Annotated in this window: 24 protein-coding genes; 13 read left to right on the top strand and 11 right to left on the bottom strand. The window is 71.5% G+C overall.

Annotation, left to right across the window (positions count from 1 at the left end):
* Nucleotides 1-30: 30 nt before the first annotated feature.
* From ACYVLJ_RS18640 to ACYVLJ_RS18625, 4 genes are all read left to right on the top strand, one after another.
* Complete coding sequence (locus ACYVLJ_RS18640) at nt 31-1,629, top strand: amidohydrolase (protein ID WP_460439547.1); 1,599 nt, start codon at nt 31-33, stop codon at nt 1,627-1,629.
* Between the two features lie 11 nt (nt 1,630-1,640).
* Nucleotides 1,641-3,275 carry an apolipoprotein N-acyltransferase gene (lnt, locus tag ACYVLJ_RS18635; protein WP_460439546.1) on the top strand — a complete coding sequence of 545 codons (1,635 nt, stop codon included), beginning with the start codon at nt 1,641-1,643 and terminating at the stop codon, nt 3,273-3,275.
* A gap of 26 nt (nt 3,276-3,301) precedes the next feature.
* The gene (locus ACYVLJ_RS18630; protein ID WP_451972718.1) at nt 3,302-4,069 is read left to right on the top strand and encodes a polyprenol monophosphomannose synthase; all 768 of its coding nucleotides are present in this window, start codon (nt 3,302-3,304) and stop codon (nt 4,067-4,069) included.
* A gap of 84 nt (nt 4,070-4,153) precedes the next feature.
* Nucleotides 4,154-4,945 (top strand): PIG-L deacetylase family protein, encoded by a 792-nt coding sequence (locus tag ACYVLJ_RS18625; protein ID WP_460439545.1) that lies wholly within the window; start codon nt 4,154-4,156, stop codon nt 4,943-4,945.
* Here the strand turns inward: ACYVLJ_RS18625 and ACYVLJ_RS18620 are convergent.
* Nucleotides 4,878-5,627, bottom strand: coding sequence for a DeoR/GlpR family DNA-binding transcription regulator (locus ACYVLJ_RS18620; protein ID WP_460439544.1), 750 nt, complete (start codon nt 5,625-5,627; stop codon nt 4,878-4,880). The genes ACYVLJ_RS18625 and ACYVLJ_RS18620 overlap by 68 nt on opposite strands.
* Before the next feature lie 48 nt (nt 5,628-5,675).
* Between ACYVLJ_RS18620 and ACYVLJ_RS18615 the strand changes: the two genes are divergently transcribed.
* A complete protein-coding gene (locus ACYVLJ_RS18615; protein ID WP_451972724.1) occupies nt 5,676-6,290 on the top strand; it encodes an NUDIX domain-containing protein in 615 nt (204 codons plus the stop codon).
* 221 nt (nt 6,291-6,511) lie between these two features.
* Here ACYVLJ_RS18615 and ACYVLJ_RS18610 read toward each other — a convergent pair whose 3' ends face one another.
* The 3 genes from ACYVLJ_RS18610 to ACYVLJ_RS18600 form a co-directional block, all read right to left on the bottom strand.
* Nucleotides 6,512-6,859 (bottom strand): RNA polymerase-binding protein RbpA, encoded by a 348-nt coding sequence (locus tag ACYVLJ_RS18610; protein WP_003081521.1) that lies wholly within the window; start codon nt 6,857-6,859, stop codon nt 6,512-6,514.
* A 226-nt stretch (nt 6,860-7,085) separates the two neighbouring features.
* The gene (locus tag ACYVLJ_RS18605; protein ID WP_460439619.1) at nt 7,086-7,757 is read right to left on the bottom strand and encodes a thymidine kinase; all 672 of its coding nucleotides are present in this window, start codon (nt 7,755-7,757) and stop codon (nt 7,086-7,088) included.
* Between the two features lie 115 nt (nt 7,758-7,872).
* On the bottom strand, nt 7,873-9,273 hold the full coding sequence (locus ACYVLJ_RS18600; protein WP_460439543.1) for an MFS transporter: 1,401 nt from the start codon (nt 9,271-9,273) through the stop codon (nt 7,873-7,875).
* A gap of 245 nt (nt 9,274-9,518) precedes the next feature.
* On the opposite strand from ACYVLJ_RS18600, the gene ACYVLJ_RS18595 reads away from it, so the two are divergent.
* Nucleotides 9,519-10,190, top strand: coding sequence for a transglycosylase family protein (locus ACYVLJ_RS18595; RefSeq protein WP_451972728.1), 672 nt, complete (start codon nt 9,519-9,521; stop codon nt 10,188-10,190).
* Between the two features lie 4 nt (nt 10,191-10,194).
* On the opposite strand, the gene ACYVLJ_RS18590 is transcribed toward ACYVLJ_RS18595, so the two are convergent.
* Nucleotides 10,195-10,989 (bottom strand): glycerophosphodiester phosphodiesterase, encoded by a 795-nt coding sequence (locus ACYVLJ_RS18590; protein ID WP_460439542.1) that lies wholly within the window; start codon nt 10,987-10,989, stop codon nt 10,195-10,197.
* Between the two features lie 66 nt (nt 10,990-11,055).
* Here ACYVLJ_RS18590 and ACYVLJ_RS18585 point away from each other — a divergent pair, with 66 nt between their 5' ends.
* Nucleotides 11,056-11,442 carry a hypothetical protein gene (locus ACYVLJ_RS18585; RefSeq protein WP_451972732.1) on the top strand — a complete coding sequence of 129 codons (387 nt, stop codon included), beginning with the start codon at nt 11,056-11,058 and terminating at the stop codon, nt 11,440-11,442.
* A 142-nt stretch (nt 11,443-11,584) separates the two neighbouring features.
* Nucleotides 11,585-12,646, top strand: coding sequence for a tryptophan dimethylallyltransferase family protein (locus ACYVLJ_RS18580; protein ID WP_460439541.1), 1,062 nt, complete (start codon nt 11,585-11,587; stop codon nt 12,644-12,646).
* On the opposite strand, the gene ACYVLJ_RS18575 is transcribed toward ACYVLJ_RS18580, so the two are convergent.
* From ACYVLJ_RS18575 to ACYVLJ_RS18555, 5 genes are all read right to left on the bottom strand, one after another.
* Nucleotides 12,635-13,624 (bottom strand): tyrosine-type recombinase/integrase, encoded by a 990-nt coding sequence (locus tag ACYVLJ_RS18575; protein ID WP_460439540.1) that lies wholly within the window; start codon nt 13,622-13,624, stop codon nt 12,635-12,637. The genes ACYVLJ_RS18580 and ACYVLJ_RS18575 overlap by 12 nt on opposite strands.
* Nucleotides 13,625-14,161: 537 nt before the next feature.
* Nucleotides 14,162-14,602: an SRPBCC family protein gene (locus tag ACYVLJ_RS18570; RefSeq protein WP_460439539.1), complete on the bottom strand. Its 441-nt coding sequence runs from the start codon at nt 14,600-14,602 to the stop codon at nt 14,162-14,164.
* A 2-nt stretch (nt 14,603-14,604) separates the two neighbouring features.
* On the bottom strand, nt 14,605-14,940 hold the full coding sequence (locus ACYVLJ_RS18565; protein WP_460439538.1) for an ArsR/SmtB family transcription factor: 336 nt from the start codon (nt 14,938-14,940) through the stop codon (nt 14,605-14,607).
* The gene (locus ACYVLJ_RS18560; RefSeq protein ID WP_460439537.1) at nt 14,937-15,380 is read right to left on the bottom strand and encodes an SRPBCC family protein; all 444 of its coding nucleotides are present in this window, start codon (nt 15,378-15,380) and stop codon (nt 14,937-14,939) included. Before ACYVLJ_RS18560 ends, ACYVLJ_RS18565 begins: the two co-directional genes overlap by 4 nt.
* A gap of 31 nt (nt 15,381-15,411) precedes the next feature.
* Nucleotides 15,412-15,930, bottom strand: coding sequence for a GNAT family N-acetyltransferase (locus tag ACYVLJ_RS18555; protein ID WP_460439536.1), 519 nt, complete (start codon nt 15,928-15,930; stop codon nt 15,412-15,414).
* 43 nt (nt 15,931-15,973) lie between these two features.
* Between ACYVLJ_RS18555 and ACYVLJ_RS18550 the strand changes: the two genes are divergently transcribed.
* From ACYVLJ_RS18550 to ACYVLJ_RS18535, 4 genes are read left to right on the top strand one after another with little or no spacing between them, the layout of a single operon-like run.
* Nucleotides 15,974-16,537: a helix-turn-helix domain-containing protein gene (locus ACYVLJ_RS18550; protein WP_460439535.1), complete on the top strand. Its 564-nt coding sequence runs from the start codon at nt 15,974-15,976 to the stop codon at nt 16,535-16,537.
* Nucleotides 16,538-16,586: 49 nt separating this feature from the next.
* Nucleotides 16,587-17,228 carry a DUF1345 domain-containing protein gene (locus ACYVLJ_RS18545; protein WP_451972748.1) on the top strand — a complete coding sequence of 214 codons (642 nt, stop codon included), beginning with the start codon at nt 16,587-16,589 and terminating at the stop codon, nt 17,226-17,228.
* A gap of 56 nt (nt 17,229-17,284) precedes the next feature.
* Nucleotides 17,285-17,890 carry a TetR/AcrR family transcriptional regulator gene (locus tag ACYVLJ_RS18540; RefSeq protein WP_451972750.1) on the top strand — a complete coding sequence of 202 codons (606 nt, stop codon included), beginning with the start codon at nt 17,285-17,287 and terminating at the stop codon, nt 17,888-17,890.
* The gene (locus ACYVLJ_RS18535) at nt 17,874-19,496 is read left to right on the top strand and encodes an acyl-CoA dehydrogenase family protein (RefSeq protein WP_460439534.1); all 1,623 of its coding nucleotides are present in this window, start codon (nt 17,874-17,876) and stop codon (nt 19,494-19,496) included. Before ACYVLJ_RS18540 ends, ACYVLJ_RS18535 begins: the two co-directional genes overlap by 17 nt.
* Nucleotides 19,497-19,520: 24 nt before the next feature.
* On the opposite strand, the gene ACYVLJ_RS18530 is transcribed toward ACYVLJ_RS18535, so the two are convergent.
* Complete coding sequence (locus tag ACYVLJ_RS18530) at nt 19,521-20,087, bottom strand: TetR/AcrR family transcriptional regulator (RefSeq protein WP_460439533.1); 567 nt, start codon at nt 20,085-20,087, stop codon at nt 19,521-19,523.
* 81 nt (nt 20,088-20,168) lie between these two features.
* On the opposite strand from ACYVLJ_RS18530, the gene ACYVLJ_RS18525 reads away from it, so the two are divergent.
* The gene (locus tag ACYVLJ_RS18525; RefSeq protein WP_460439532.1) at nt 20,169-21,179 is read left to right on the top strand and encodes an aldo-keto reductase family protein; all 1,011 of its coding nucleotides are present in this window, start codon (nt 20,169-20,171) and stop codon (nt 21,177-21,179) included.
* The last annotated feature ends 153 nt before the right edge of the window (nt 21,180-21,332 follow it).

Genomic DNA, 21,332 nt, shown 5'->3' with positions numbered 1-21,332 from the left:
GGGGGCGACCGGCGAGGCAGACTCAAGGGCGTGACGGACGAACAGACGACGACGCTCCTGCTCGGCGGGCGCATCTACACCCCCGCCGGCCCGGACGCCACGGCGATGGCCGTCACCGGCGGCACCGTGGTCTGGGTCGGGCAGGACGCCCCCGCCCGCGCCCTGCACCCCGGCGCCCGGGTCGTCGACCTCGACGGCGCCTTCGTCGCCCCCGCGTTCGTCGACGCGCACGTCCACGCCACCGCCACCGGCCTGCACCTGACCGGCCTCGACCTCACGGGCGTCAAGAGCGGCGCCGACCTGCTGGCCCGCGTCCGCGACGCCGTCGTGCCCGGCCGGGTCCTGCTCGCCCACGGCTGGGACGAGAGCGCCTGGACCGACCCGCGGCTGCCCAGCCGCGCCGAACTCGACGACGCCGCCGGCGGCGCCCCGGTCTACCTCAGCCGCGTCGACGTCCACTCCGCGCTGGTCTCCACCGCCCTGGTCGAGCTGGCCCCGGCCGCCCGCGACGCCGACGGCTGGTCGCCCGGCGGGCCGCTGACCCGCGCCGCCCACCACGCCGTCCGCGCGGCCGTACGCGCCGCCGTCACCCCGGAGCAGCGCGAACACGCTCAGCGCGCGTTCCTCGCCGAGGCAGCCCGGCAGGGGATCGTCAGCGTCCACGAATGCGCGGGCCCCGACATCTCCGGCCGCGACGACCTCGCCGCACTGCTCGCCCTCGCCGGCCCGGGCACGCCGGAGGTCGTCGGCTACTGGGGCGAACTCGGCGCCGTCGACACCGCCCGCGCACTGGGCGTCCGCGGCCTGGCCGGCGACCTGTTCGCCGACGGCGCGCTCGGCTCCCACACCGCCGCCCTGACAACGCCGTACGCCGACCACGACGGCACCGGTTCGCTCTACCTCGACGCGCGGCGCATCGGCGAGCACCTGGCCGTGTGCACCGAAGCCGGGCTGCAGGCCGGGTTCCACGTCATCGGGGACGCCGCCGCCGCCGAGGTCGTCGAAGGCTTCCGCCTCGCCGAAAAGGAAGTCGGGCAGCGCGCCCTGGCCGCCCGCCACCACCGGCTCGAGCACCTCGAGATGGTCACCGCCGAGCAGGCCGGGCTCCTGGCCGGCTGGGGCGTCGTCGCCTCGACGCAGCCGCTGTTCGACGCGCTGTGGGGTGGCCCGGACGGCATGTACGCCGAACGTCTCGGTGCGGACCGCGCGGCCGGACTCAACCCGTTCTCGACGCTGGCCGCCGAAGGCGTCCTGCTGGCCTTCGGCTCCGACGCGCCGGTGACGCCGCTCGACCCGTGGGCCGGCGTCCGCGCGGCCGCCTACCACCGGACGCCCGGTGCGGGCCTGTCGCCGCGGGCGGCGTTCACCGCCCACACCCGGGCCGGGCACCGCGCCGCGGGCGTCAACGACGGCGTCACCGGCAGTCTCGTCCCGGGCGCGCCGGCGCACTACGCGATCTGGGACGCCACCGACCTCGTCGTCGCGACCCCGGACAGCCGCGTGCAGCGCTGGTCCACCGACCCGCGCGCCGGGGTTCCGCCGCTGCCGCGCCTCGAGCCGGACGCCGCACTGCCACGCTGCCTGCGCACTGTCCGCGCGGGTGAAGTCCTCCACGACGCCATCACCTAGAGTTGTCACCCGTGGCAGTCACCGTCGCGGACCCGGAACCGGGCGTCCCGCACCACCCCGCCCGCACCCGGCGGTTCCCGCGAGCCTGGCTGCTGCGCCTGGCCGCCGCGCTGGTGTCCGGGTTCGCCTACTACCTGAGCTTCGCGCCGCGGCCGCTGTGGTGGCTTGCGCCCCTGGCGTTCGCCGGGTTCGCGCTCGTGCTGCGCGGGCGCCGGCGGTTCCGGGGCGCGTTCGGCTACGGCTTCGCGTTCGGGTTCGTGTTCTTCCTGCCGCTGCTGACGTGGCTGCTGGACTTCCTCGGCCCGGACTTCGGGCCGTGGCCGTGGCTGGCGCTGTCGTTCGCGCTGGCGCTCTACTACGGCCTCGCCGGCGGTCTCATGACCCTGGTGTCGCGCCTGCCGGGCGGACCGCTGTGGTCGGCCCTGGTGTTCATCGCCCTCGAGACGCCCCGCGCGTGGTTCCCCTTCGGGGGCTTCCCGTGGGGCCGGGTCGCGTTCAGCCAGCCCGAAGGCGCGTTCCTCCCGCTCGCTTCGATCGGCGGCGCGCCCTTGGTCGGCCTCGCCGTCGTGCTGAGCGGGTTCTGCCTGGCCGCGCTCGCCGGACGGCTCTGGGACGGCCGGAAGGCCCTCACGGCGGCGCTGCGGACCCGTCCGGCGGTCTTCGCGGCCGTCGGAACGGTGGTGCCGGTGGTGGCCGGGCTCGCGCTGTGGCCGACGATCGGCACCGACGCACAGGACGGCGAACGCACCGTCGCGACCGTCCAGGGCAACGCCCCCGACATCGGGCTGGCCCTGCAGGGCGAGCGCGACCTGCTGCGCCGCAACACCATCGCCGAAAGCGAACGGCTGCTGGCCGACATCCGCGCCGGGAAGGTGGCGAAGCCGGGCCTGGTGCTCTGGCCGGAGAGCGCCACGACGGTCACCGGGCCGGACCCGCAGGTCGACCGGCTCGTCGCGAACTTCGGGGTGCCCGCGCTGATCGGCGCGATCTACGAGCTGCCGGACCGGCACCTGCAGAACTCCGTCATCGCCTGGGACCCGGCCACCGGACCCGGGCAGCGGTACGCGAAGCAGCAGCTGGTCCCGTTCGGCGAGTACGTGCCGGCGCGAAAGGTCGCCGAGCTCGTCACCCCGTTCCTGGACAACGAAACCGTGGACATGGTCCCCGGCGACGGCGCGAACCAGGCGATGGCCGTCGCGGGCACCAAGGTCGGCGTATTCGTCTGCTACGAGGCCGCGTTCGACTACCCGGCCCGCGACGCCGCCCGCGACGGCGCGGAACTGCTCGTGGTGCCGACCAACAACGCCTGGTACGGCGACAGCGAGATGAGCGTGCAGCAGCTGGCGATGTCGCGGCTGCGGGCGGTCGAGCACGGCCGGGCCGTGGTGGTGTCGGCGGTCTCGGGGGTGAGCGCCATCGTCGCCCCGGACGGCTCGGTGACCAGCTCAACGGGCCTTTTCACGGCGGATTCCCTGGTCGGGCGCGTCCCGCTGCGGACGCAGACTACGCTGTCGGATCGACTCGGTGCGTGGACGGAGTACGGGCTGCTGGCACTGGCGATCGCCGGGGTGGCCGGCGGGCTCGTGCTCCGTTTTCGCACCCGGCGCGCGAGCGCCGGCACGGCAGCAGGGGAAACGGCGGAGTGACCGCCGGGGATATCGGAGGAACACGGATGTCGCAGGCGCCGCGGGGGGCCCAGGGAATCGAGCCGGTGCTGGTGGTGATCCCGACCTACAACGAGCGGGAGAACCTCGGCCCGATCCTGGATCGCCTGCACAAGGTACTCCCGGACGTGCACGTGCTCGTGGTGGACGACGGCAGCCCCGACGGCACCGGCGAGCTCGCCGACGAGCGCGCGGCGGCCAACGACCACGTGCACGTGATGCACCGCACGGAGAAGGCCGGCCTCGGCGCCGCCTACATCGCCGGGTTCCGGTGGGGCCTGGCGCGCGAGTACGCCACGATCGTCGAGATGGACGCCGACGGCTCGCACGCGCCCGAGGACCTGCCCCGCCTGCTGGACGCGGTCGGCGACGCCGACCTGGCGATCGGCTCGCGGTACGTGCCGGGCGGCGCGGTGGTGAACTGGCCGCTCAAGCGGCAGGTCCTCTCGCGCGGCGCCAACATCTACTCGCAGATCGCGCTGGGCATGCGCACCCGCGACATCACGGCGGGCTTCCGCGCCTACCGCCGTCCGGTGCTGGAGAAGCTGGCCCTGGACGAGGTCAACTCCCACGGCTACTGCTTCCAGATCGACCTGACGATCCGCACGGCCGACGCCGGGTTCGAGATCGTCGAGGTGCCGATCACCTTCACCGAGCGCGAGATCGGCGAGTCCAAGATGGACGGCTCGATCATCCGCGAGGCGTTCCTGCGCGTCGCCTCGTGGGGTGCGGAGCGCCGCTGGCACCAGCTGCGCCGCCTGCTCAGGCGCCGCTGACCCGCGCGGTCACGAGCGGGCGCCGAGAGCCGGACCCGGTTTCACTCATGCCGATTTCTCCTGTTCTCGGCCATCATGGGGCCGATGACGACCATCGTGGCCTTCCACGCCCACGCCGACGACCCCGTGCTGCTCAGCGGCGGCACCCTGGCCCGCGCCGCGGCGGACGGCCACCGCGTGGTGGTCGTCGTCGCCACCGACGGCATGGACGCAGCGCCGAGCCCACGGTGGGCCGAGCTGGAGGCGAGCGCGGCCATCCTCGGCGTCCGGCGCGTCGTGCACCTCGGGTACGCCGACAGCGGGCACGGGCCCGAGCTGTACCCGGACGCGCCCGGACGGCAGCGCTTCGCCCGCGCGGAGACCGAGGAGGCCGCGCACCGGCTCGCCGCGGTCCTGCACGAGGAACACGCCGACCTGCTGCTGGGCTACGACGCCAACGGCGGCTACGGGCACCGCGACCACGTGAAGGTGCACGCCGTCGCGCGGCGGGCGGCGCGGCTGACCGGGACGCGGCTGCTGGAGGCCACCATCCCGCGCGACTTCGCGCTGCGGTTCGTCCGGGTGGTGCGGGCGCTGCGGATCCCGTTCGAGTACGACGCCGAAGCGCTCGAGCACGCCTACAGCCCGGCCTCGGCCGTCACGCACCGCTTCACCGTGCGGCGGTTCGCCGGGCGGAAACAAGCGGCGCTCGCCGCGCACGTGTCCGACGTCCGCGGCACCGGACGGCTGGCGGCCGTGCTGCGGCTGCTCGTCTGGCTGCCGGCGCCGCTGTTCGCCGCGGTGGCGGGCCGCGAGTGGTACGTCGAGGTCACGCCCGCAGGATCGGCACGCCCCGCTCTGCAAGTTCCTGCACGTTCTGTTCCTCGGCGTCGGTGATCACGCCCGCGATGTCGGTGAAGGGCAGCACGGAGAACCGCGACGCCGCTCCGAGCTTCTCGGCGCTGGCCAGCACGTAGGTGTCGGCCGCGCGGCGGGCCAGGGTGCGTTTCATGGCGGCCTCGTCGGCGTCGCCGGTGGTGAGGCCGGCGTCGGGGTGGACGCCGGTGACGCCGAGCAGGAAGACGTCGGCGCTGATTGCCTGGGCGGCCTCGGCCGCGGCGGCGCCGCAGGTGACGGCGGAGTGCCGGAACAGGCGCCCGCCGAGCAGGAACACCTCGACGTGCCGGTGGTCGAGCAGGGCGACGGCCACCGTCGGGCTGTGCGTGACGATGGTGGCTTCGAGGTCCCTCGGCAGGGCCTTCGCGACGGCGAGGGTCGTGGTGCCGCCGTCGAGGATGACGGTCGAGCCGGGCCGGACCAGGCCGGCGGCCAGGGCGGCGACGCGGTCCTTGCCGTCGACGGCGATCGACGTCCGGCTCGCGTAGTCGCCGACAGCGGGGGAGACGGGCAGCGCGCCGCCGTAGACGCGCTGGCAGAGGCCGGCCGCGGCCAGGTCCCGCAGGTCGCGGCGGATGCTGTCCTCGGAGACGTTCAGCTCGGCCGCCACGTCCTTCGCCAGCACCTTGCCCTCAGCCGCCAGCCGGGTCAGCAACAGATCGCGACGCTCACCGACCAGCATGCACAGTCCTCCTTGTTTCTGCCGAGTCATGCACATTATGGTCGGGGCATGACCTCTTCGACAAGCCTCGACCGCAACCCGCGTGTCCGGATCACGGACGTGGAGCTGCTGGCGTCGGCCTGGCACGTCCTGCGCCGCACGACGTTCGAGTACCAGCACGGCGACGGCCACTGGACGACCGAGCAGCGCGAGACGTACGACCGCGGCAACGGCGCGGCGGTCCTGCTCTACGACCTCGCCGGCGGCACGGTGCTGCTGACCCGCCAGTTCCGCTACCCGGTCTACGTCAACGACCACCCGGACGGGATGTTCATCGAGGCCGCGGCGGGCCTGCTGGACGCCGACGACCCGGAGACGGCGATCCGTCGCGAAGCCCAGGAGGAGACGGGCGTCCGCATCGGCTCGCTGGAGCACGTGTTCGACGTCTACACGAGCCCGGGCTCGGTGACGGAGCGCCTGCACTGCTACGCGGCGCCGTATGACCCGGCTGCCCGGGGCGCTGGCGGCGGCATCGCGGAGGAGGGGGAGGACATCGAGGTGGTCGAGCTGCCGTTCGAGGAGGCCATGAAGATGATCGAGACGGGGGAGATAGCCGACGCGAAGACGATCATGCTGCTGCAGTGGGCCGCCCTGAGCGGCCCGTTCCGCGGTGCACTGGGGTAGGCGGGCCAGTGCGCACAGCCTGGCCGCCGCGCGCCCGAAGTGCGCCCTCGGCCGGGCAAGCCGACGGGTGACCACGTGGGCTTTCCGGGTGCGTGCCCGCGTCGCGTCACCAAGCCGCGGCCTGGCTGTTCCGGGCATGCGAAAGGCCCCCGCGGGGGGAGGTCGCGGGGGCCTTTCCGTTGTGGTGGGAGCGGCTGGCTACGGGCCGACGCTCGGAGGGCTTACGCGGACCGGGAGGTCCGGCGGCCCTTCAGCTCGGCGAGACGTTCGTTCAACAGGTCCTCGAGCTCGGGGATGGTGCGCCGTTCGAGCAGCATGTCCCAGTGCGTGCGCGGCGGCTTGACCTTCTTCTGCTCGGGCTGTCCGCCGTCGACGATCTCCGATTCGCTGCCGTGCAGGCGGCACTCCCAGACCGTCGGGATCTCGGCGTCGTCGGAGAACGGCACCTCGAACTCGTGGTTCTTCGGGCAGGCGTAGCGCACGGTGCGACGTGGGGCGAGGTCGTGGTTGCGGTCGGTCTCGTAGCTGACCGCTCCCAGCCGGCTTCCACGAAGAACACGGTCGGCCATGATGGGGGTCCTTTCAGTCAGCTCCGGGTGGAGCCAGGGTGATGCTCACCCTATGCAACGACTCGGGATCCCCGGGGATTCCCGGGAGACCATGTCGTTGCTCACGATGAGCTGCGTCACCCAACGGCATCAGCTTCCTCTAGTAGGAGGCGTTTCGCGCTCCGGCGTGACGTCAATACGGCCTTCTTAGTGCTGATATCCCCCGGATGGGCTACTGGCACCCGCGTCAGGTCAACCGTAACTGACCGTGACGACCAGTAACGGGCCCCAAGTCACCCGATCGAAAGTGGCGGCGGCACAATACCTGATAACGCAGAGTAGCGTTTTCGGCCTCAAAACCGGCCAAAGCTGAAGATTCAACTACGGATTGTTCGGTATCTGCCACCACAACGGTGTCGCCCTCGCGCACGACCTCGCCGTCGAGCACCCGCGCGTTGAACCTCCCGGGCAGCCCGCACCAGCACAGCACCTCCACCTGAACCGGCTGCAGCTCGTCCGCCAGTTCGAACAGGCGTGCGGCTCCCGGGAACAACCGGCTCCGGAAGTCCGTCGCGATGCCGAAGCAGTACACGTCGATCTCGACCTCGTCGGCCAGCTCGGCCAGCTGGTCGACCTGGCCGGGGGAGAGGAACTGCGCCTCGTCCACCACGACGTAGTCCACGTGCTGCCCGCGCGCCCACTCCCGCCGCACCAGGTCCCGCACGTCGGTGTCCTCGCCGACCTCCACCGCCTGCCGCGTCAGCCCGATCCGGCTCGAGATCTGCGGCGCTCCCGACCGGTCGTGGCGCACCAGCACCAGCCCGCGCCGGCCCTGCCGCGCGTGGTTGTGGTCGATCTGCAGCGCCAAGGTCGACTTCCCGCAGTCCATCGGCCCGTAGCAGAACTTCAGCCTGCCCACCGGCGGTGTCCCGCGGCGCGAACCGGCCGCGGGAACCGACGAAAGGGCATCGGTGGGATCGGGGCCGGCGGCCCGGTCGTTCACGAAGGTCACGACGGCCGACCCTATCGGGGCGTCACAGCACCTCCGGCGGGGTGTTGCCCGACGCCACGATCGCCCGCCGCACCGGCACCAGCCACACCAGCACCAGCCCGGCCGCGAAGAAGACCACCAGCGCCACGATGGCCAGCCGGAACGACCCCGTCGCCTGCCCGACCCCGGCGAACAGCAGCGGCCCCAGCCACGACGTCCCGCGCTCGCCCACGACGTAGAGCGAGTAGTACTGCGCGTCCTTGCCCTTCGGGATCATCTGGCTGAACAACGACCGCGACAACGCGTTCGTCCCGCCCAGCACCAGCCCGATCCCGACCGCCACCGCCAGGAACTGCACCAGTTGCTTCGGCTGCACGAAGTACGCCCCGGCCAGCACCACGATCCACAGCACCAGGCTGCCCAGGATCGTCCGCTTCGCCCCGATCCGGCGCGCCACCAGCCCGTGCAGCGTGCCACCCAGGTACGCCACGAACTGGATCACCAGGATCGTCACGATCAGCACCTCGTCGCCGAAGCGCAGCTCGTCCTTGCCGTACTGCGCCGACACCGTCACCACCGTGTTGATCCCGTCGGTGAAGACCAGGTAGCTGCCCAGGAACGCCAGCGTCAGCGGGTACGCCTTCGCCGCCACGATCGTCTGCCGCAGCTCCGCGAACCCCGCCCGCAGCACCGAAGACCCCGGCGCGACGTCCACCGGCGTGTGCCGCCGGGGGAGCGCCCGCACCGCCGGGAAGGTGAACACCGCCCACCACAGCCCCGAGGTCAGGAAGCAGATCTGCACCGCCAGGCCCTTGCTCACGCCGAAGGTGTCGTGCCCCAGGTAGAACCCGAGCTGCAGCGCCAGCGCCAGCCCGCCGCCCAGGTAGCCGAACGCCCAGCCCTTCGCCGAGATGTCGTCCCGCTCGTCCGGCCCGCCGATGTCGACCAGGAACGAGTAGTAGATCACCAGCGAACCGCCGTAGCCGATGTTCGCGATGATGAACAGCACCACGCCCAGCTGCCAGTCCGAACCGGCGAAGAAGAACATCGCCGCCGCCGCCGCCGCGCCCAGGAACGCGAACCCGCCCAGGATCCGCCGCTTGTTGTGGCTCCGGTCGGCCACCGCGCCCGCGATCGGCAGCACCAGCACCTGCACCACCGTCGCCACCGACAGCAGGTACCCCCACACCGAGCCGGCCGGGAAGTGCAGCCCGAACAACGTCACGTCGCAGTTGTGGAGCGTGTCGGTCTCGCCCGCCGCGTTCAGGCACGCACGGTCCCCGTTAAGGGTGAAGTTCGTCTTCGCGTCCGCGGCCGCGATCGTGCTCATCGACAGGGCGCCGAACACCGTCGTCGTCGACGAATAGAACGGCGAATTCGCCCAGTCGTAGAAATACCAGGCCCAGCGCTCGCGCTTGGTCGAGCGCGTCCCGGCCAGCGTCATCCACGGCTCCTCAACTCCGGAAAACAGCAGGTCAGCGCGGAGACTACTGGTGCGCCGAGGAGCGCGTGCCCGGACCACCCGAACCGTGTCCGCTTTGTCGCTTCGTGCTCATCCGCCACTTCCGGGGCGAATCACGGTCCGCCCCGCGCGGCGTGTCGCGCACAGAAGTGAACGGTGTTTCGTGTGAGACTGAGGTGCGCAGTGTGTCTCTTGTGGTCAAAGGGACACGCTCCTACTGTGCTCCCATGATCCAAAACCGGAGACGCACCGCGGCGAGACTCCTGCTGCTCGCCATCGCCGCCTTGGGTCTGCAGCTCACCGTCCCCGCCGTGGCCTCCGCGGATCCCGCGTCGAGCACCTGGGCCAAACTCCGCATGTGCGAGTCGAGCGGCCGCTACGCCACCAACACCGGCAACGGCTACTACGGCGCCTACCAGTTCGACCTGCCCACCTGGCGCAGCGTCGGCGGCGCCGGCCGCCCCGACCAGGCCGCGCCCGCCGAACAGGACTACCGGGCCCTCTACCTCTACCGCATGCGCGGCTGGCAGCCCTGGCAGTGCGCCGGCATGCTCAAGCTCACCGGCGACGCCGACGCCCGCAGCAAGCGCGTCCCCACCTACGCCGAAGCCGCCTACATCGGCGGCGGACCGGCCCCCGCACCCACCCCCGCCCCACCCGGCGGCCCGATGCCCGCCTGGCCCGGCGTCGTCTACTCCTACGGCGACTGCGCCGCCCCGCTCAAGGCGTTCCAGCTCCGCATGAACGCCTACGGCTACGGCTTCACCGGCACCGGCTGCTACTACGACAAGACCCGCACGGCCGTGCTCGACCTCCAGCGCGCCAACGGCATCAAGGACAGCGGCCTCCTCGGCCCGAAAACCTGGACCGCCGCCTGGCAGGGCAAAGCACCCCGCTGACCACTCACGACGGATCTTGGGACCGCGGCCACGCACCCCGCTCGATGAGCACCTCGCGCAGCAGGTCCGGCCGGTCCGTCACGATCCCGTGCACCCCCAGGTCCAGCAGCATCCGCATCTCCGCCGGGTCGTCGATCGTCCAGGTGTGCACCTCGATGCCGCAGCGCCCCGCCATCTTCAGGAACGCCTTGTCCACCACCCGCAACGCACCCTGGCGTACCGGCACCTGCGCCATCGCCCCCAGCACCTGCCGCCGCAACGGCAGCAGCGGGAACCGCCCGCAGCTCCACAGCACGAACGCCGACCGCGGCCCCATCGCCGTCACCAGCTTCGGCCCCGCCAGCTTCCGCAACCGCGCCAGCCGGCCGTCCGAAAAGGACGCCGCAGCCACCCGGTCGTGCGCCCCCGTCCGCTCCAGCACCGCCACGAACGGCTTCACCGCCTGCTCAGCCTTCACGTCCACGTTGAACCGCGCTTCGGGCAGTTCCTCCAGCACGTCCTCCAACCGCGACAGCGGAGCCTTCCCACCCACCTTGACGTGCTTCAGCTGCGCCCACGTCTGCGTCGCGATCGGCCCCGACCCGTCCGTCGTCCGGTCCAGGTTCGCGTCGTGGTGCACCACCACCACACCGTCCGCCGTCGCGTGCACGTCCGTCTCCAGGTAGCGGTACCCCTCGGCACACGCCCGCCGGAACGCCGGCAACGAGTTCTCGAGCCCCTCGAGCTCGTCGAGGTGCCACCCCCGGTGCGCGAACGCACGGGGGAGCGGATCGGCCAGGTACGGAAACGACGCCTGCATCCCCCCAGTGTGCCCTTCCGCCATGACCCCGGCGTGAGCAACCGGTGGCCAGCTAGGGTCTCCCGGGTGAGGGAAGCCGCCGAACTGACCCAGCCCGCCGCCCCGACCGTCGACGTCATGCCGGGCCGGCGTGGCGCGCCCCGGCACTGCGGCTGGTGCGGACGGCGCCTCCCCGAAGGCGGCAACGTCGGCCGCCGCCGGCGCTACTGCGGCCAGTCCTGCCGCCAGCGCGCCTACGAACGCCGGACCGTGCTGCAGCGCAGCGGCCTCCCCGAAGACGCCGTCGTGCTCTCCGAAACCGAGGTCGCCGCCCTCCAGGACCGCCTGTTCCAGCTCCGGTGCGCGGCCGAAGACATCGTCACCGCCGCCGACGACGGCGCCGGAGCCGGCGAACTCCGCGGCCTCGCCGACGAAATCGCCCGCGCCGCGAAAGACCTCGAACAGCTCCGCTGACCGGCACCCCCGAGCACATTCGTGCACATCTCGATCACCCGGTCACCCCACTTGCCCGCCAAGGATCGCCGCCGCCGACCCCGGCCTGAAACCCTGACGCTCAGTGGCCGACCGGTGAGCCGAGCGTGGGGGAGACATGCGGATGACAGGGCGGGCCCGGGCCTGGGCGAGCGTCGACAGCCAGGACACCCCCACCTACCGGGACGTCGTCACGGCCCACCTCGCCGTGTCGTCCCTGGCCCTCGGCCTCGAACACGCAGCCGTCGCGCGGCACGTCGAACTCGCCGGCTCCCTGATGGGCGACTGGGCCGACCAGCCCGTCACCCGGCTGGACAACCACCACTCCTTCGCCGCCAACGACGGCTCACCGGTCGAGTTCTCCTTCGCGATGACCCGATCCGGCGCCGAAGCACGCATGGGCTTCGAATCGCTCGACACCCCCGCGCGCCTGACGAACCACCACTTCGTCCGCTGGCTGCACGACGTGCTCGCCGTCGACGTCACCCGGCTGCACCTCGTCGAAGACCTCTTCACCCCCAAGCCGTCAGACCTCTTCTCGATGTTCTGCGCCACCGCGTTCCGGCCCGGCGAACCCCTCTTCAAGGTCTACCTGAACCCGGGCGCGGCACCGCACCGAACCATCGGCGAAGCCCTGCACCGCCTCGGGCTGAGCGAACCCTGGACCCTGCTCGACGACCACCTCGGCCCCGGCTGGGCCGACTCGCCCCAGCACGAGATCGCCGTGTTCGCCCTCGACCTCGGCACCACACCCGAAGCCAGGGTGAAGCTCTACTTCCGCCACACCGGCGCCGAACCCGAAGCCGTCGAACGGATCGCAAGCCTCGCCGACGACCACCAACCGGACCTCTTCACCAAGATCCTCACGCGCATCCACGGCTCGACAGCCGACCTCGCCAAGGCACCCATGACCTGCCTGGCCTTCCGGGAAAGCCGGCCCCGGCCCGACTCCGCCACCCTCTACTGCCCGCTCGACCCGAACCTCCGCGACGACGCCGAAGCCGCCACCCGGGTACGCGACCTCCTCGAGATGTCCGGCATCGCCCCCGAAGACTTCGACGCCATCGCCACCGCCGTCTCCGGACCCGACCTCACCACCGGACGCCGGCTCAGCTGGCTCAGCTACAAACAACCGGCCGACCCCGTCGTGACGGTCTACGCCGGCCTCGACGGATCACCCACCTGACCCCAGACCGTCCAACGCCCGGTAAGTCCGGTTGCTCGCGGCCGCCGCACGCTGCTCCCGGCCCGTCGCCTCGATGTAGTTCTGGCTCGTCGCCAAGCTCGCGTGCCCCAGCAACGCCATGATCTCCGACGCCGTCGCCCCGTCCTCCGCCAGCCGCGTCGCGAACGTGTGCCGCAACGCGTGCAGATTCGCCCCCGCCGGCACCCGGTCGTGCAACCCCGCACCCCGGTAACACGACTTCACCAGGTACTCCAGCGCACCCCGCCCGATCGGCTCACCCGCGCGATCCAGCAACAACGGCGAACCAGGGGAGAAGCGCACGTGCGGGAACCGCACCCGGCACGACGCCCGGTACCGCTCGATCAGCTCCGCCAGCACCGGCTGCACCGGGATCGACCGGTCCCGGCTGCCCTTCCCCTTCACGTGCAACCGCGGCTCACCGGCCCGACCCACCAGCGACCGGCCGGTCAACGCCCGCATCTCCGCCGCCCGCAAGCCCGCCACCAGCCCCAGCGCGATCACCAGCACGTCCCGCTCCGGCCACGGATCCCGCGCGCGCCGCGAACCCGCGGCCGCCGCCGACAGCAGCTGCTCCGGGGTTTCCTCGCCCCGCAACGGCTTCGGCGTCAACGCCGGCGTCCGCGGCCGCGCCACCGCACCCATCGGATTGCCCTCCAAGAGCCCGTCCGCCACGCAGAACGTCAGGAACTGGTTCCACGTCGACCAGGCCCGCAGCACCGAGCTCTTCGCGTGCCCGTCCGCGAACGCGCCGAACACCGACCGCAGCGCCGGCCCGGTCAGATCGGCGACGTCCAGGTCCTCGGCGGGGCGGCCGAGCTCGGAAACCAGGAGAGTGGTGATCCCGGCGAGGTCACGGCGGTAGGCGTCGGTAGTGTGCGGAGAGTCCTTGCGAGGACGGCGAGCGGCGAAGAAGGCTTGCTGCGCCTCGGAAACCTTCATGTGGATCTTGTACCGCACACCACCGACAATTCCGGCCCCTGGGTCCTCCTCGACATTTCATGCATAATCAACATTATGCATGAAATGTCGGTTTGGCCGGGATTCGTCCCCTGGGGGATCCGAGGCTCTCTCGGGTCGGATCCGAGCCTTCCACAGCCCGCCGAGTGCCCTTGACGGGGAAACGCACAGGTGTTCGATCAGCCAGTTCGGGCTGCGGCGGCCGCTCGCAGGGGTCGACTGGGCGGTGAGCCGTTCAAACCTCGTCGGCTGCCAGTTCTGCACTGAATCGCCTGATCGAGTTTTGTCACCGTGACGTTTTGCGGTCGGGTGGCAGCGCATCAGTCCGCCGCTCCAGGGGACGCCACTGCGGCGTCCAAAGGCTTCTTCAGGGAGGAAGTTCCGCCATGGTCGATACAGGAAGGGTGCGCTTTCGTCAGCACAAGCCGTCCTGACGAAGCGCGAGCCCTCCCGTGATCAGGCGGGTTCTTCCGCCCCTCTCGGCATTCCGCCGCAGCTGGCCCCAAGTGCCGATAATGTACATTATGTCAAGTAACGTCAGTGCCAGTCGCTGATCGCCACGTCGTTCGGGTCCGGGGCGCCCTCCCCGGTCTCCAGGAGCTGTTTGAGGCTCATCAGGAAGATCGCCCACTTGGTGCTGCAGTGGTGCATGAACTCGACGGCCTCGCGCCAGCCTTCGTGCTTGAACAGGACGATCGTGTAGTCGCCGCGCTGCTCGACGTCCCAGCGGATCGTCGTGCCGACCCATTCCGGCGGGCCGTCGACGACCTCCCAGCGGACGAGCTTGCCCGGGTCGAGTTCGGTGACCTTCATGTCGAACCCGCCGGCTCTGAACCGGAAGGCGATGACGCCGCCGAGCTCGGTGTCCCCCACGGTCTTGCGGGCCCACCACGCGGACAGGCCGTCGAGAGTGGTGAGTGCTTCGTAGACGTGGTCCGGTGAGGACTTCTCGATGCCGATGCGGTGCAGGATGTCCATGGCTACTTCTTCTTCCGTTCGATGGTTTCGGCGATGCGCTTGATGCGGCCGAGCCGGGCATCCCAGGCGGTGCCGACGGTGGTGAGCTGGGCGACGGCGCGGGCCAGTTGGGCTTCGTCTACGCGGTACTGCTTTTCGCGCCCCGCGGCGGTGGCGTGGACGAGGCCGACGCGATCGAGGACGGCGAGGTGCTTGGCGACGGCCTGCCGGGTGACCGGGAGGTGTTCGCTGAGGCTGGTGGCGGTTCCGCTGCCGTCGTCGAGGAGCAGGTCGAGCATCCGGCGGCGGGTGGGGTCGCCGATGGCGGACCAGAGGTCGTCGTCCACGACGGTGCTCACGGTGCGACGATCTTTTCGGCGTACGGCGGCAGGCGGGGCAGGAAGTGGTCCCAGCCGGTGACGTGGTCGGCGTACTCGGCGGCGATCTTCACTTCTTCCCAGCCCTGTTCGCGGAAGCCGGTTTCGGTCATCCGCAGGCGGGTTCCGGTGCCGTGGGGTTCGAGTTCGAAGACGACGAGGAACGAGTTGCCGGGTGCGGCGGTCTCCCCTTCGGCGTGGGCCCACCGGAAGGAGAAGTGTTTCGGGGGCTGGGCGTCGACGACGGTGAACTGGACCCAGCTCCCGCCGAAGCCGATGCGGCCCGCTCCCCCGGGTTCGACCGGGTATTCGGCCTCGTCGGGCCACCATTCGCGGAGGTGTTCGGGGCTGCTGACGACGTCGAAGACGACTTCGGGGGTGGCGTCGATGTGGATCTCTCGTTCGATCGTCCCGTGGTCCATGTCCGCTCCTTGTGCAACGTTTGGTTGCGTGTCACGTTAGCGGGACCGGCGGCGTTGTGCAACCTTCGGTTGCGTTGAGGTCCTTCTGGACCCAGGCGACGTCGTGCCACGCGCCGTGCTTCCAGCCGACGCGGCGGTAGACGCCCGCGGGTGCGAAGCCGAGTGCGCGGTGGAGGCCGGCGCTGGCGTCGTTCGGGAGCGTCATGCCGGCGAAGGCGCGGCAGAACCCGTTGTCCCGCAAGCGTTCGAACAGCTTCTCGTACAGCGCGCGGCCGGCGCCGGTGCGGCGGCGGCCGCGTTCGAGGTAGATGCTCGTCTCGCACGACCACTGGTAGGCGGCACGCTCGGCGAATCGGTGGGCGTAGGCGAATCCGGCGACGCGGCTGTCGTCTTCGAGGACGAACCAGGCGTGGGCGTCGGTCATGCGCCGGGCGATTTCAGTGGCGTCGGGTGGTTCGGTCTCGAAGGATATGGCCGTGTCGGTGACGTAGGGCGCGTAGAGAGCGGTGCACGCTTCGGCGTCGGAGGAGGTGGCGTCTCGAATCAACATGGCTCACATGGTAGCCATAGTGGTTCCTATAGTATCCAAGCTTATGACGGACCTTCTCACCGCTCGGCTGGCCGCGACCGTGCACGCCGCCCGGACTTCCCGTGGTCTTTCGGCCGTGGCGCTGGCGGAGCATTCCGGCGTGTCACGGGCGATGATCGGCAAGATCGAGCGGGGTGACGTGCAGCCGACGGCCGCGTTGCTGGCGAAGCTGTCCGCCGCGCTGGGCATGACGTTGTCGGAGCTGATCGCGCAAGCCGAGGGTGACGAGCGGCGGCTGGTGCGCGCGGCGGAGCAGCCGGTGTGGGTGGACCCGGACACGGGGTACCGGCGGCGGTCGGTCTCCCCCGCGGGTGGTCGTCCGCTGGAGCTGGTGGAGGTCGAGCTGCCGGCGGGTGCGGAGGTGGCGCTCGCCGCGGGGACCTACACGTTCCTGCACCAGCAGATCTGGGTGCTGGACGGGCACCTGCGGTTCCACGAGGGCACGCAGGTGCACGAGCTGGACGCCGGGGACTGCCTGCAGCTGGGGCCGGCGGCGGACTGCGTGTTCGCGAACCCGGGGCCGCTCCCCTGCCGGTACCTGGTGGCGCTGGTGAAGCGGGCCACCTGAGCGGGTGATCCGGGGTGCCGTCGCGCGCGGCGGCCGCTAGCTTCGCGCCGTGCGTCGACTGCGGAGTTTCTGGTACCAGGGTGCGGAGTTCCTGCTGGTCCTGCTGGGCTTGGGGTGGCTGGTCGGGCCGAACACCGGGCTGGACGTGGTCTTCCTGCTCGCGTGGGACCTGCTGGCCGTGGCGGTGATCGCGACGCGGTTCCTGCGCATCCGCCGGTACCGGCTGGTGGCCGACGGCGAGCCGACGTGGTTGCACAGCCTGCTGGGCCGGCGGATCAGCCTTGCGGCGACGGTCCTGGTGAGCATCGTGGGCATGACCGCGGGCGGGCTGATCCTGACGGCGAACGACATCGCCGAGCAGGACGACGAGTTCGCGCTGGCGCTGCAGATCTGCGCCGTGCCGGCGGTGCTGGCGGCGTGGATCCTGCTGCACTTCGGGTACGCGGACCGGTACGCGCACCTGCACTACCGGGCCGCGCCGGAGCCGGGGCTGTGGTTCCCGGCGACGGAACGGCCGAACCTGCTGGACTTCGCGTACTTCGCCTTCACGGTGGGGACGTCGTTCGCGACGTCCGATGTGGAGGTGCGGGCGCGGCCGATCCGGTACACGGTGCTGACGCACAGCGTGGTGGCGTTCGTCTACAACACCGCGATCCTGGGCATCGCGGTCGGGGTGATCACCGGGAAATAGCGTCGACGCCGGAGTGACGTTGACTGAAGCAATGAATCAGTGCTTCACTTCTTGACGTGCCCTACCGCCGCACTCCGAAGGTGCAGGAACGCCTCGACGCCCAGCGCGCGACGATCGTCGCCGCCGCCACGGAACAGCTGGCCGGTTACGGTTACAGCGGCTGTTCGGTCGCCGCCGTCGCCGAGCGTGCCGGGGTGGCCGTGGGCAGCGTTTACCAGCACTTCCCCACCAAAGCCGACCTGGTCGTGCACGTGTTCCGGCAGGTCGTGACGCGGGAGGTCGAGGCCGTCCGGGCCGTGTCCGCGCAGCCGGGTGAACCCGCCGAGCGGGTCGTCGCCGTGTTCGAGACCTTCGCCCAGCGCGCCCTCAAGGCGCCACGGCAGGCGTACGCCCTGCTCGCCGAGCCCGTCGACCCGCAGATCGACGCCGAACGCCTCGAGTTCCGGCGGGCGTTCACCGACGTCGTCGCCGAGCACGTCGCGGCCGGCGTCAAGGACGGCACCCTGCCGCCGCAGGACGGGCGGCTGACCGCCGCCGCGCTGGTGGGGGCCGCCGCCGAAGTCCTCATCGGTCCGTTGACCAGCGGAAACGCCGGTGACGTCGCCGAGCTCCGCACCTTCGTCGTCCGCGCTCTAGGAGGTTCCGATGCCCGCCACGCATGAGGTCACCAACCAGGTCCCGCCGTTCGCCGGCCACGACGTCGCGGACGACCCGGCCCTGCTGGCCGGGCTCGAGCGCGCCGGCGCCGGCTGGGCGGCCGACGAGGTGCACGAGCTGGGCAAGCTCGCCGGCGGTGAGCAGGCCCAGGAGTGGGGCCGGCTGGTCAACGAGAACGAGCCGGTACTGCGCACCCACGACCGGTACGGGCACCGGATCGACGAGGTCGAGTTCCACCCGTACTGGCACGAGCTGATGACCGTCGCGGTGTCGCACGGCCTGCACGGCACGCCGTGGCAGGACCCGCGCGAAGGAGCGCACGCGGCCCGGGCGGCGAAGTTCTACGTCTGGGGCCAGGTCGAGGCCGGGCACAGCTGTCCGATCTCGATGACGTACGCGGCGATCCCCGCCCTGCGCGCGAACCCGGAGCTGGCCGCGCGGTACGAGCCGCTGCTGGCCTCGACCGAGTACGACTTCGGGCTGCGCGAGCCGAGCGGCAAGCGCGGGCTGATCGCGGGCATGTCGATGACCGAGAAGCAGGGCGGCTCCGACGTCCGCGCCAACACGACCACGGCGACCCCGAGCGCCGACGGCAGCTACACCCTCGTCGGGCACAAGTGGTTCACCTCGGCGCCGATGTCGGACATGTTCCTGACCCTGGCCCAGTCGCCGGGCGGGCTTTCGTGCTTCCTGCTCCCCCGCGTCCTGCCCGACGGCTCGCGCAACCCGATCCGGCTGCAGCGGCTGAAGGACAAGCTGGGCAACCGGTCCAACGCGTCGTCGGAGATCGAGTACGACAACGCCGTGGGCTGGCTCGTCGGCGAGGAGGGCCGCGGGGTCCGCACGATCATCGAGATGGTCAACAACACCCGGCTGGACTGCACGCTCGGCAGCGCGTCGGGGATGCGGCTGGGGGCGGTCCGGGCGATCCACCACGCGACCCACCGGCACGCGTTCGGCAAGGCGCTGGTCGACCAGCCGCTGATGGCGAACGTGCTCGCCGACCTGGTGGTCGAGTCCGAAGCCGCGACGACGGTCGCGATGCGGCTGGCCGCGGCCGGCGACCGGCGCGACGACGCGCAGGAGCAGGCGTTCCGGCGGCTGGGGCTCGCGGTGTCGAAGTACTGGGTGTGCAAGCGCGCCCCGGCGCACGCGGCCGAGGCGCTGGAATGCTTCGGCGGCAACGGGTACGTCGAGGAGTCGGGCATGCCGCGGCTCTACCGCGAGGCGCCGCTGTCCTCGATCTGGGAAGGCTCGGGCAACGTCGCCGCGCTGGACGCGTTGCGGGCCATGGGCAAGCAGCCGGAGTCGGTCGCGGCGTTCTTCGCCGAGGTCGAGCAGGCGGCCGGCGGGGACGCGCGGCTCGACGACGCCGTCGACCGGATTCGCAAGGAGCTAACCGACTTCGACGGCATCGAGTACCGCGCGCGGCGGGTGGTGGAGTCGATGGCGCTGGTGCTGCAGGGCTCGCTGCTGGTGCGCCACGGTCACCCGGCGGTCGCGGACGCCTTCTGCGCGTCGCGCTTGGGCGGTGACTGGGGCATCGCGTTCGGCACGCTGCCGTCCGGGGTGGACACGGGCGCGATCATCGAGCGCGCGACGGTTCGCTGAGCCAGGGAGTCGCGGGCTACGCGGTCACGCCCGTGGGGTGAGCCCGTCGGCGAGGACCGCGACCATCCGCTGGTTGTACTCCAGGTCCTCGCCACGTACCGGCTGGCAGAGCAGGGCCACGGCGTGCAGGAGGTCCTTCGCGCTCACGTCGGCGCGGACCTCCCCCGCCGCGGCCGCCGCGTCCAGCAGCTCGGCCAGGGCGGGCTCCATGCGCTGCATGAAGTACCCGGGCAGGGCGTCGAAGGCGGGATCGCCCGAATGCAGCGCGGTGGCCAGCCCGCGTTTGGTGCCGACGAGCTCGGTGTAGCGGTGCAGCCACTTGCGCAGCGCGTCCCCCGGCGCGTGGTCGGCGCTCAGCGGCGGTCCCGCGTCGGCCAGGGCGTCGATCTCGCGCTGCAGCACGGCCGCGACCAGGTCGGCGCGCTGCGGGAAGTGCCGGTAGAGCGTGCCGACGCCGACCCCGGCCAGGTCGGTGATCTCCTTCGCCGGAGCGTCCACCCCTGAGGTGGCGAACACGCTCTTAGCCGCCTCCAGCAGGGCGTCGATGTTGCGCTGGGCGTCGGCGCGCCGGCGTCGCGGCTCTGCGGTCACGGTCCTCCTCGTGGCTACCCGGAAAGTCTTTCCGTATAGTTGTGGAAAAGCTTTCCGGTTGAGGTTACCCGAGGAGTCCCGATGCAGTACCGCACGCTGGGCCGGACCGGCATCAAGGTCAGTCCCTACGCCCTGGGCACGCTGATGTTCGCCACCTCGATCGGCAACGCCGACCCCGAGGACTCCGCCCGGGTCCTCCACAAGGCCCTCGACGCCGGCATCAACTTCGTCGACACCGCCGACGCCTACGGCGACTCCGAGGAGGTCGTCGGCAAAGCCCTCGAAGGCCGCCGCGACGACGTCGTGCTCGCCACCAAGTTCGGCCGCCCCACCGGCCAGGATCCCAACCACCAGGGCGCCTCCCGCCGCTGGATCGTCACGGCGGTCGAGAACTCCCTGCGGCGCCTGCGCACCGACCACATCGACCTCTACCAGCTGCACCGGCCCGACCCCGGCACCGACATCGAGGAGACCCTCGCCGCCCTCACCGACCTGCTGCGCAGCGGCAAGGTCCGCGCGATCGGCGCGTCCGGGACCCCGGCGTCCGGCATCGTCGACGCCCAGTGGGCCGCCGAGCGCCGCGGCCTCACCGGGTTCCACACCGAGCAGCCGGTCTACTCCCTGCTCAACCGCGGCATCGAACGCGAGCTCCTGCCCACCACCCAGCGCTTCGGCATGGGCACGCTGGTCTGGGGCCCGCTCGGCCAAGGCCTGCTGACCGGCCGCCCGCACGGCGAACTGCGCCGCGCGGGCCTGGTCCGCCACCTCACCGACGAAACCCGGCTCGACGTCGTCGAGAAGTTCGCCGCCCTCGCCGCCGAAGCCGGCCTGCCCCTGACGCACCTGGCGATGGCCTTCACGATCGCCCATCCCGGTGTGACGAGCGCACTGCTGGGTGCCCGCACGATGGCCCACCTCGACGACCTGCTGGCCGGCCTGGACGTCACCCTCTCCGACGACCTCCTCGACCGCATCGACGAGATCGTCGCGCCCGGCACCGACATCGGCACCCTCGACCAGACCTACCAGCCACCCGCCCTGCAGCAGCCGGGACTGCGCCGCCGTCCGCTCGCCGAACGCGCCGCGGCCTAGACTCGCCCGATCCGGACCCGCGACAGAAGACCGGGCGGGCGCGCGGAGAGCAGCACCCGCGCGCCCGCACCCCCAGTCGCCAGGCGGAACCCGCCTTCGGGGGGACAGGAGACACCGGCCCGGACGCTGGATACGTCGAATTCCCACGAAAAT

This window comes from Amycolatopsis stemonae (genome assembly GCF_054781455.1).
This window is presented reverse-complemented; position numbering and strand designations above follow the sequence as displayed.

Excerpts from the sequence above, each read along its gene's own strand:
- ACYVLJ_RS18630 (WP_451972718.1), top strand. The coding sequence starts at position 3,302 with ATGTCGCAGGCGCCGCGGGGGGCCCAGGGAATCGAGCCGGTGCTGGTG.
- ACYVLJ_RS18625 (WP_460439545.1), top strand. The coding sequence starts at position 4,154 with ATGACGACCATCGTGGCCTTCCACGCCCACGCCGACGACCCCGTGCTG.
- ACYVLJ_RS18620 (WP_460439544.1), bottom strand. The coding sequence starts at position 5,627 with ATGCTGGTCGGTGAGCGTCGCGATCTGTTGCTGACCCGGCTGGCGGCT.
- ACYVLJ_RS18615 (WP_451972724.1), top strand. The coding sequence starts at position 5,676 with ATGACCTCTTCGACAAGCCTCGACCGCAACCCGCGTGTCCGGATCACG.
- ACYVLJ_RS18610 (WP_003081521.1), bottom strand. The coding sequence starts at position 6,859 with ATGGCCGACCGTGTTCTTCGTGGAAGCCGGCTGGGAGCGGTCAGCTAC.
- ACYVLJ_RS18600 (WP_460439543.1), bottom strand. The coding sequence starts at position 9,273 with ATGACGCTGGCCGGGACGCGCTCGACCAAGCGCGAGCGCTGGGCCTGG.
- ACYVLJ_RS18595 (WP_451972728.1), top strand. The coding sequence starts at position 9,519 with ATGATCCAAAACCGGAGACGCACCGCGGCGAGACTCCTGCTGCTCGCC.
- ACYVLJ_RS18590 (WP_460439542.1), bottom strand. The coding sequence starts at position 10,989 with ATGCAGGCGTCGTTTCCGTACCTGGCCGATCCGCTCCCCCGTGCGTTC.
- ACYVLJ_RS18580 (WP_460439541.1), top strand. The coding sequence starts at position 11,585 with ATGACAGGGCGGGCCCGGGCCTGGGCGAGCGTCGACAGCCAGGACACC.
- ACYVLJ_RS18570 (WP_460439539.1), bottom strand. The coding sequence starts at position 14,602 with ATGGACATCCTGCACCGCATCGGCATCGAGAAGTCCTCACCGGACCAC.
- ACYVLJ_RS18560 (WP_460439537.1), bottom strand. The coding sequence starts at position 15,380 with ATGGACCACGGGACGATCGAACGAGAGATCCACATCGACGCCACCCCC.
- ACYVLJ_RS18555 (WP_460439536.1), bottom strand. The coding sequence starts at position 15,930 with ATGTTGATTCGAGACGCCACCTCCTCCGACGCCGAAGCGTGCACCGCT.
- ACYVLJ_RS18550 (WP_460439535.1), top strand. The coding sequence starts at position 15,974 with ATGACGGACCTTCTCACCGCTCGGCTGGCCGCGACCGTGCACGCCGCC.
- ACYVLJ_RS18535 (WP_460439534.1), top strand. The coding sequence starts at position 17,874 with ATGCCCGCCACGCATGAGGTCACCAACCAGGTCCCGCCGTTCGCCGGC.
- ACYVLJ_RS18525 (WP_460439532.1), top strand. The coding sequence starts at position 20,169 with ATGCAGTACCGCACGCTGGGCCGGACCGGCATCAAGGTCAGTCCCTAC.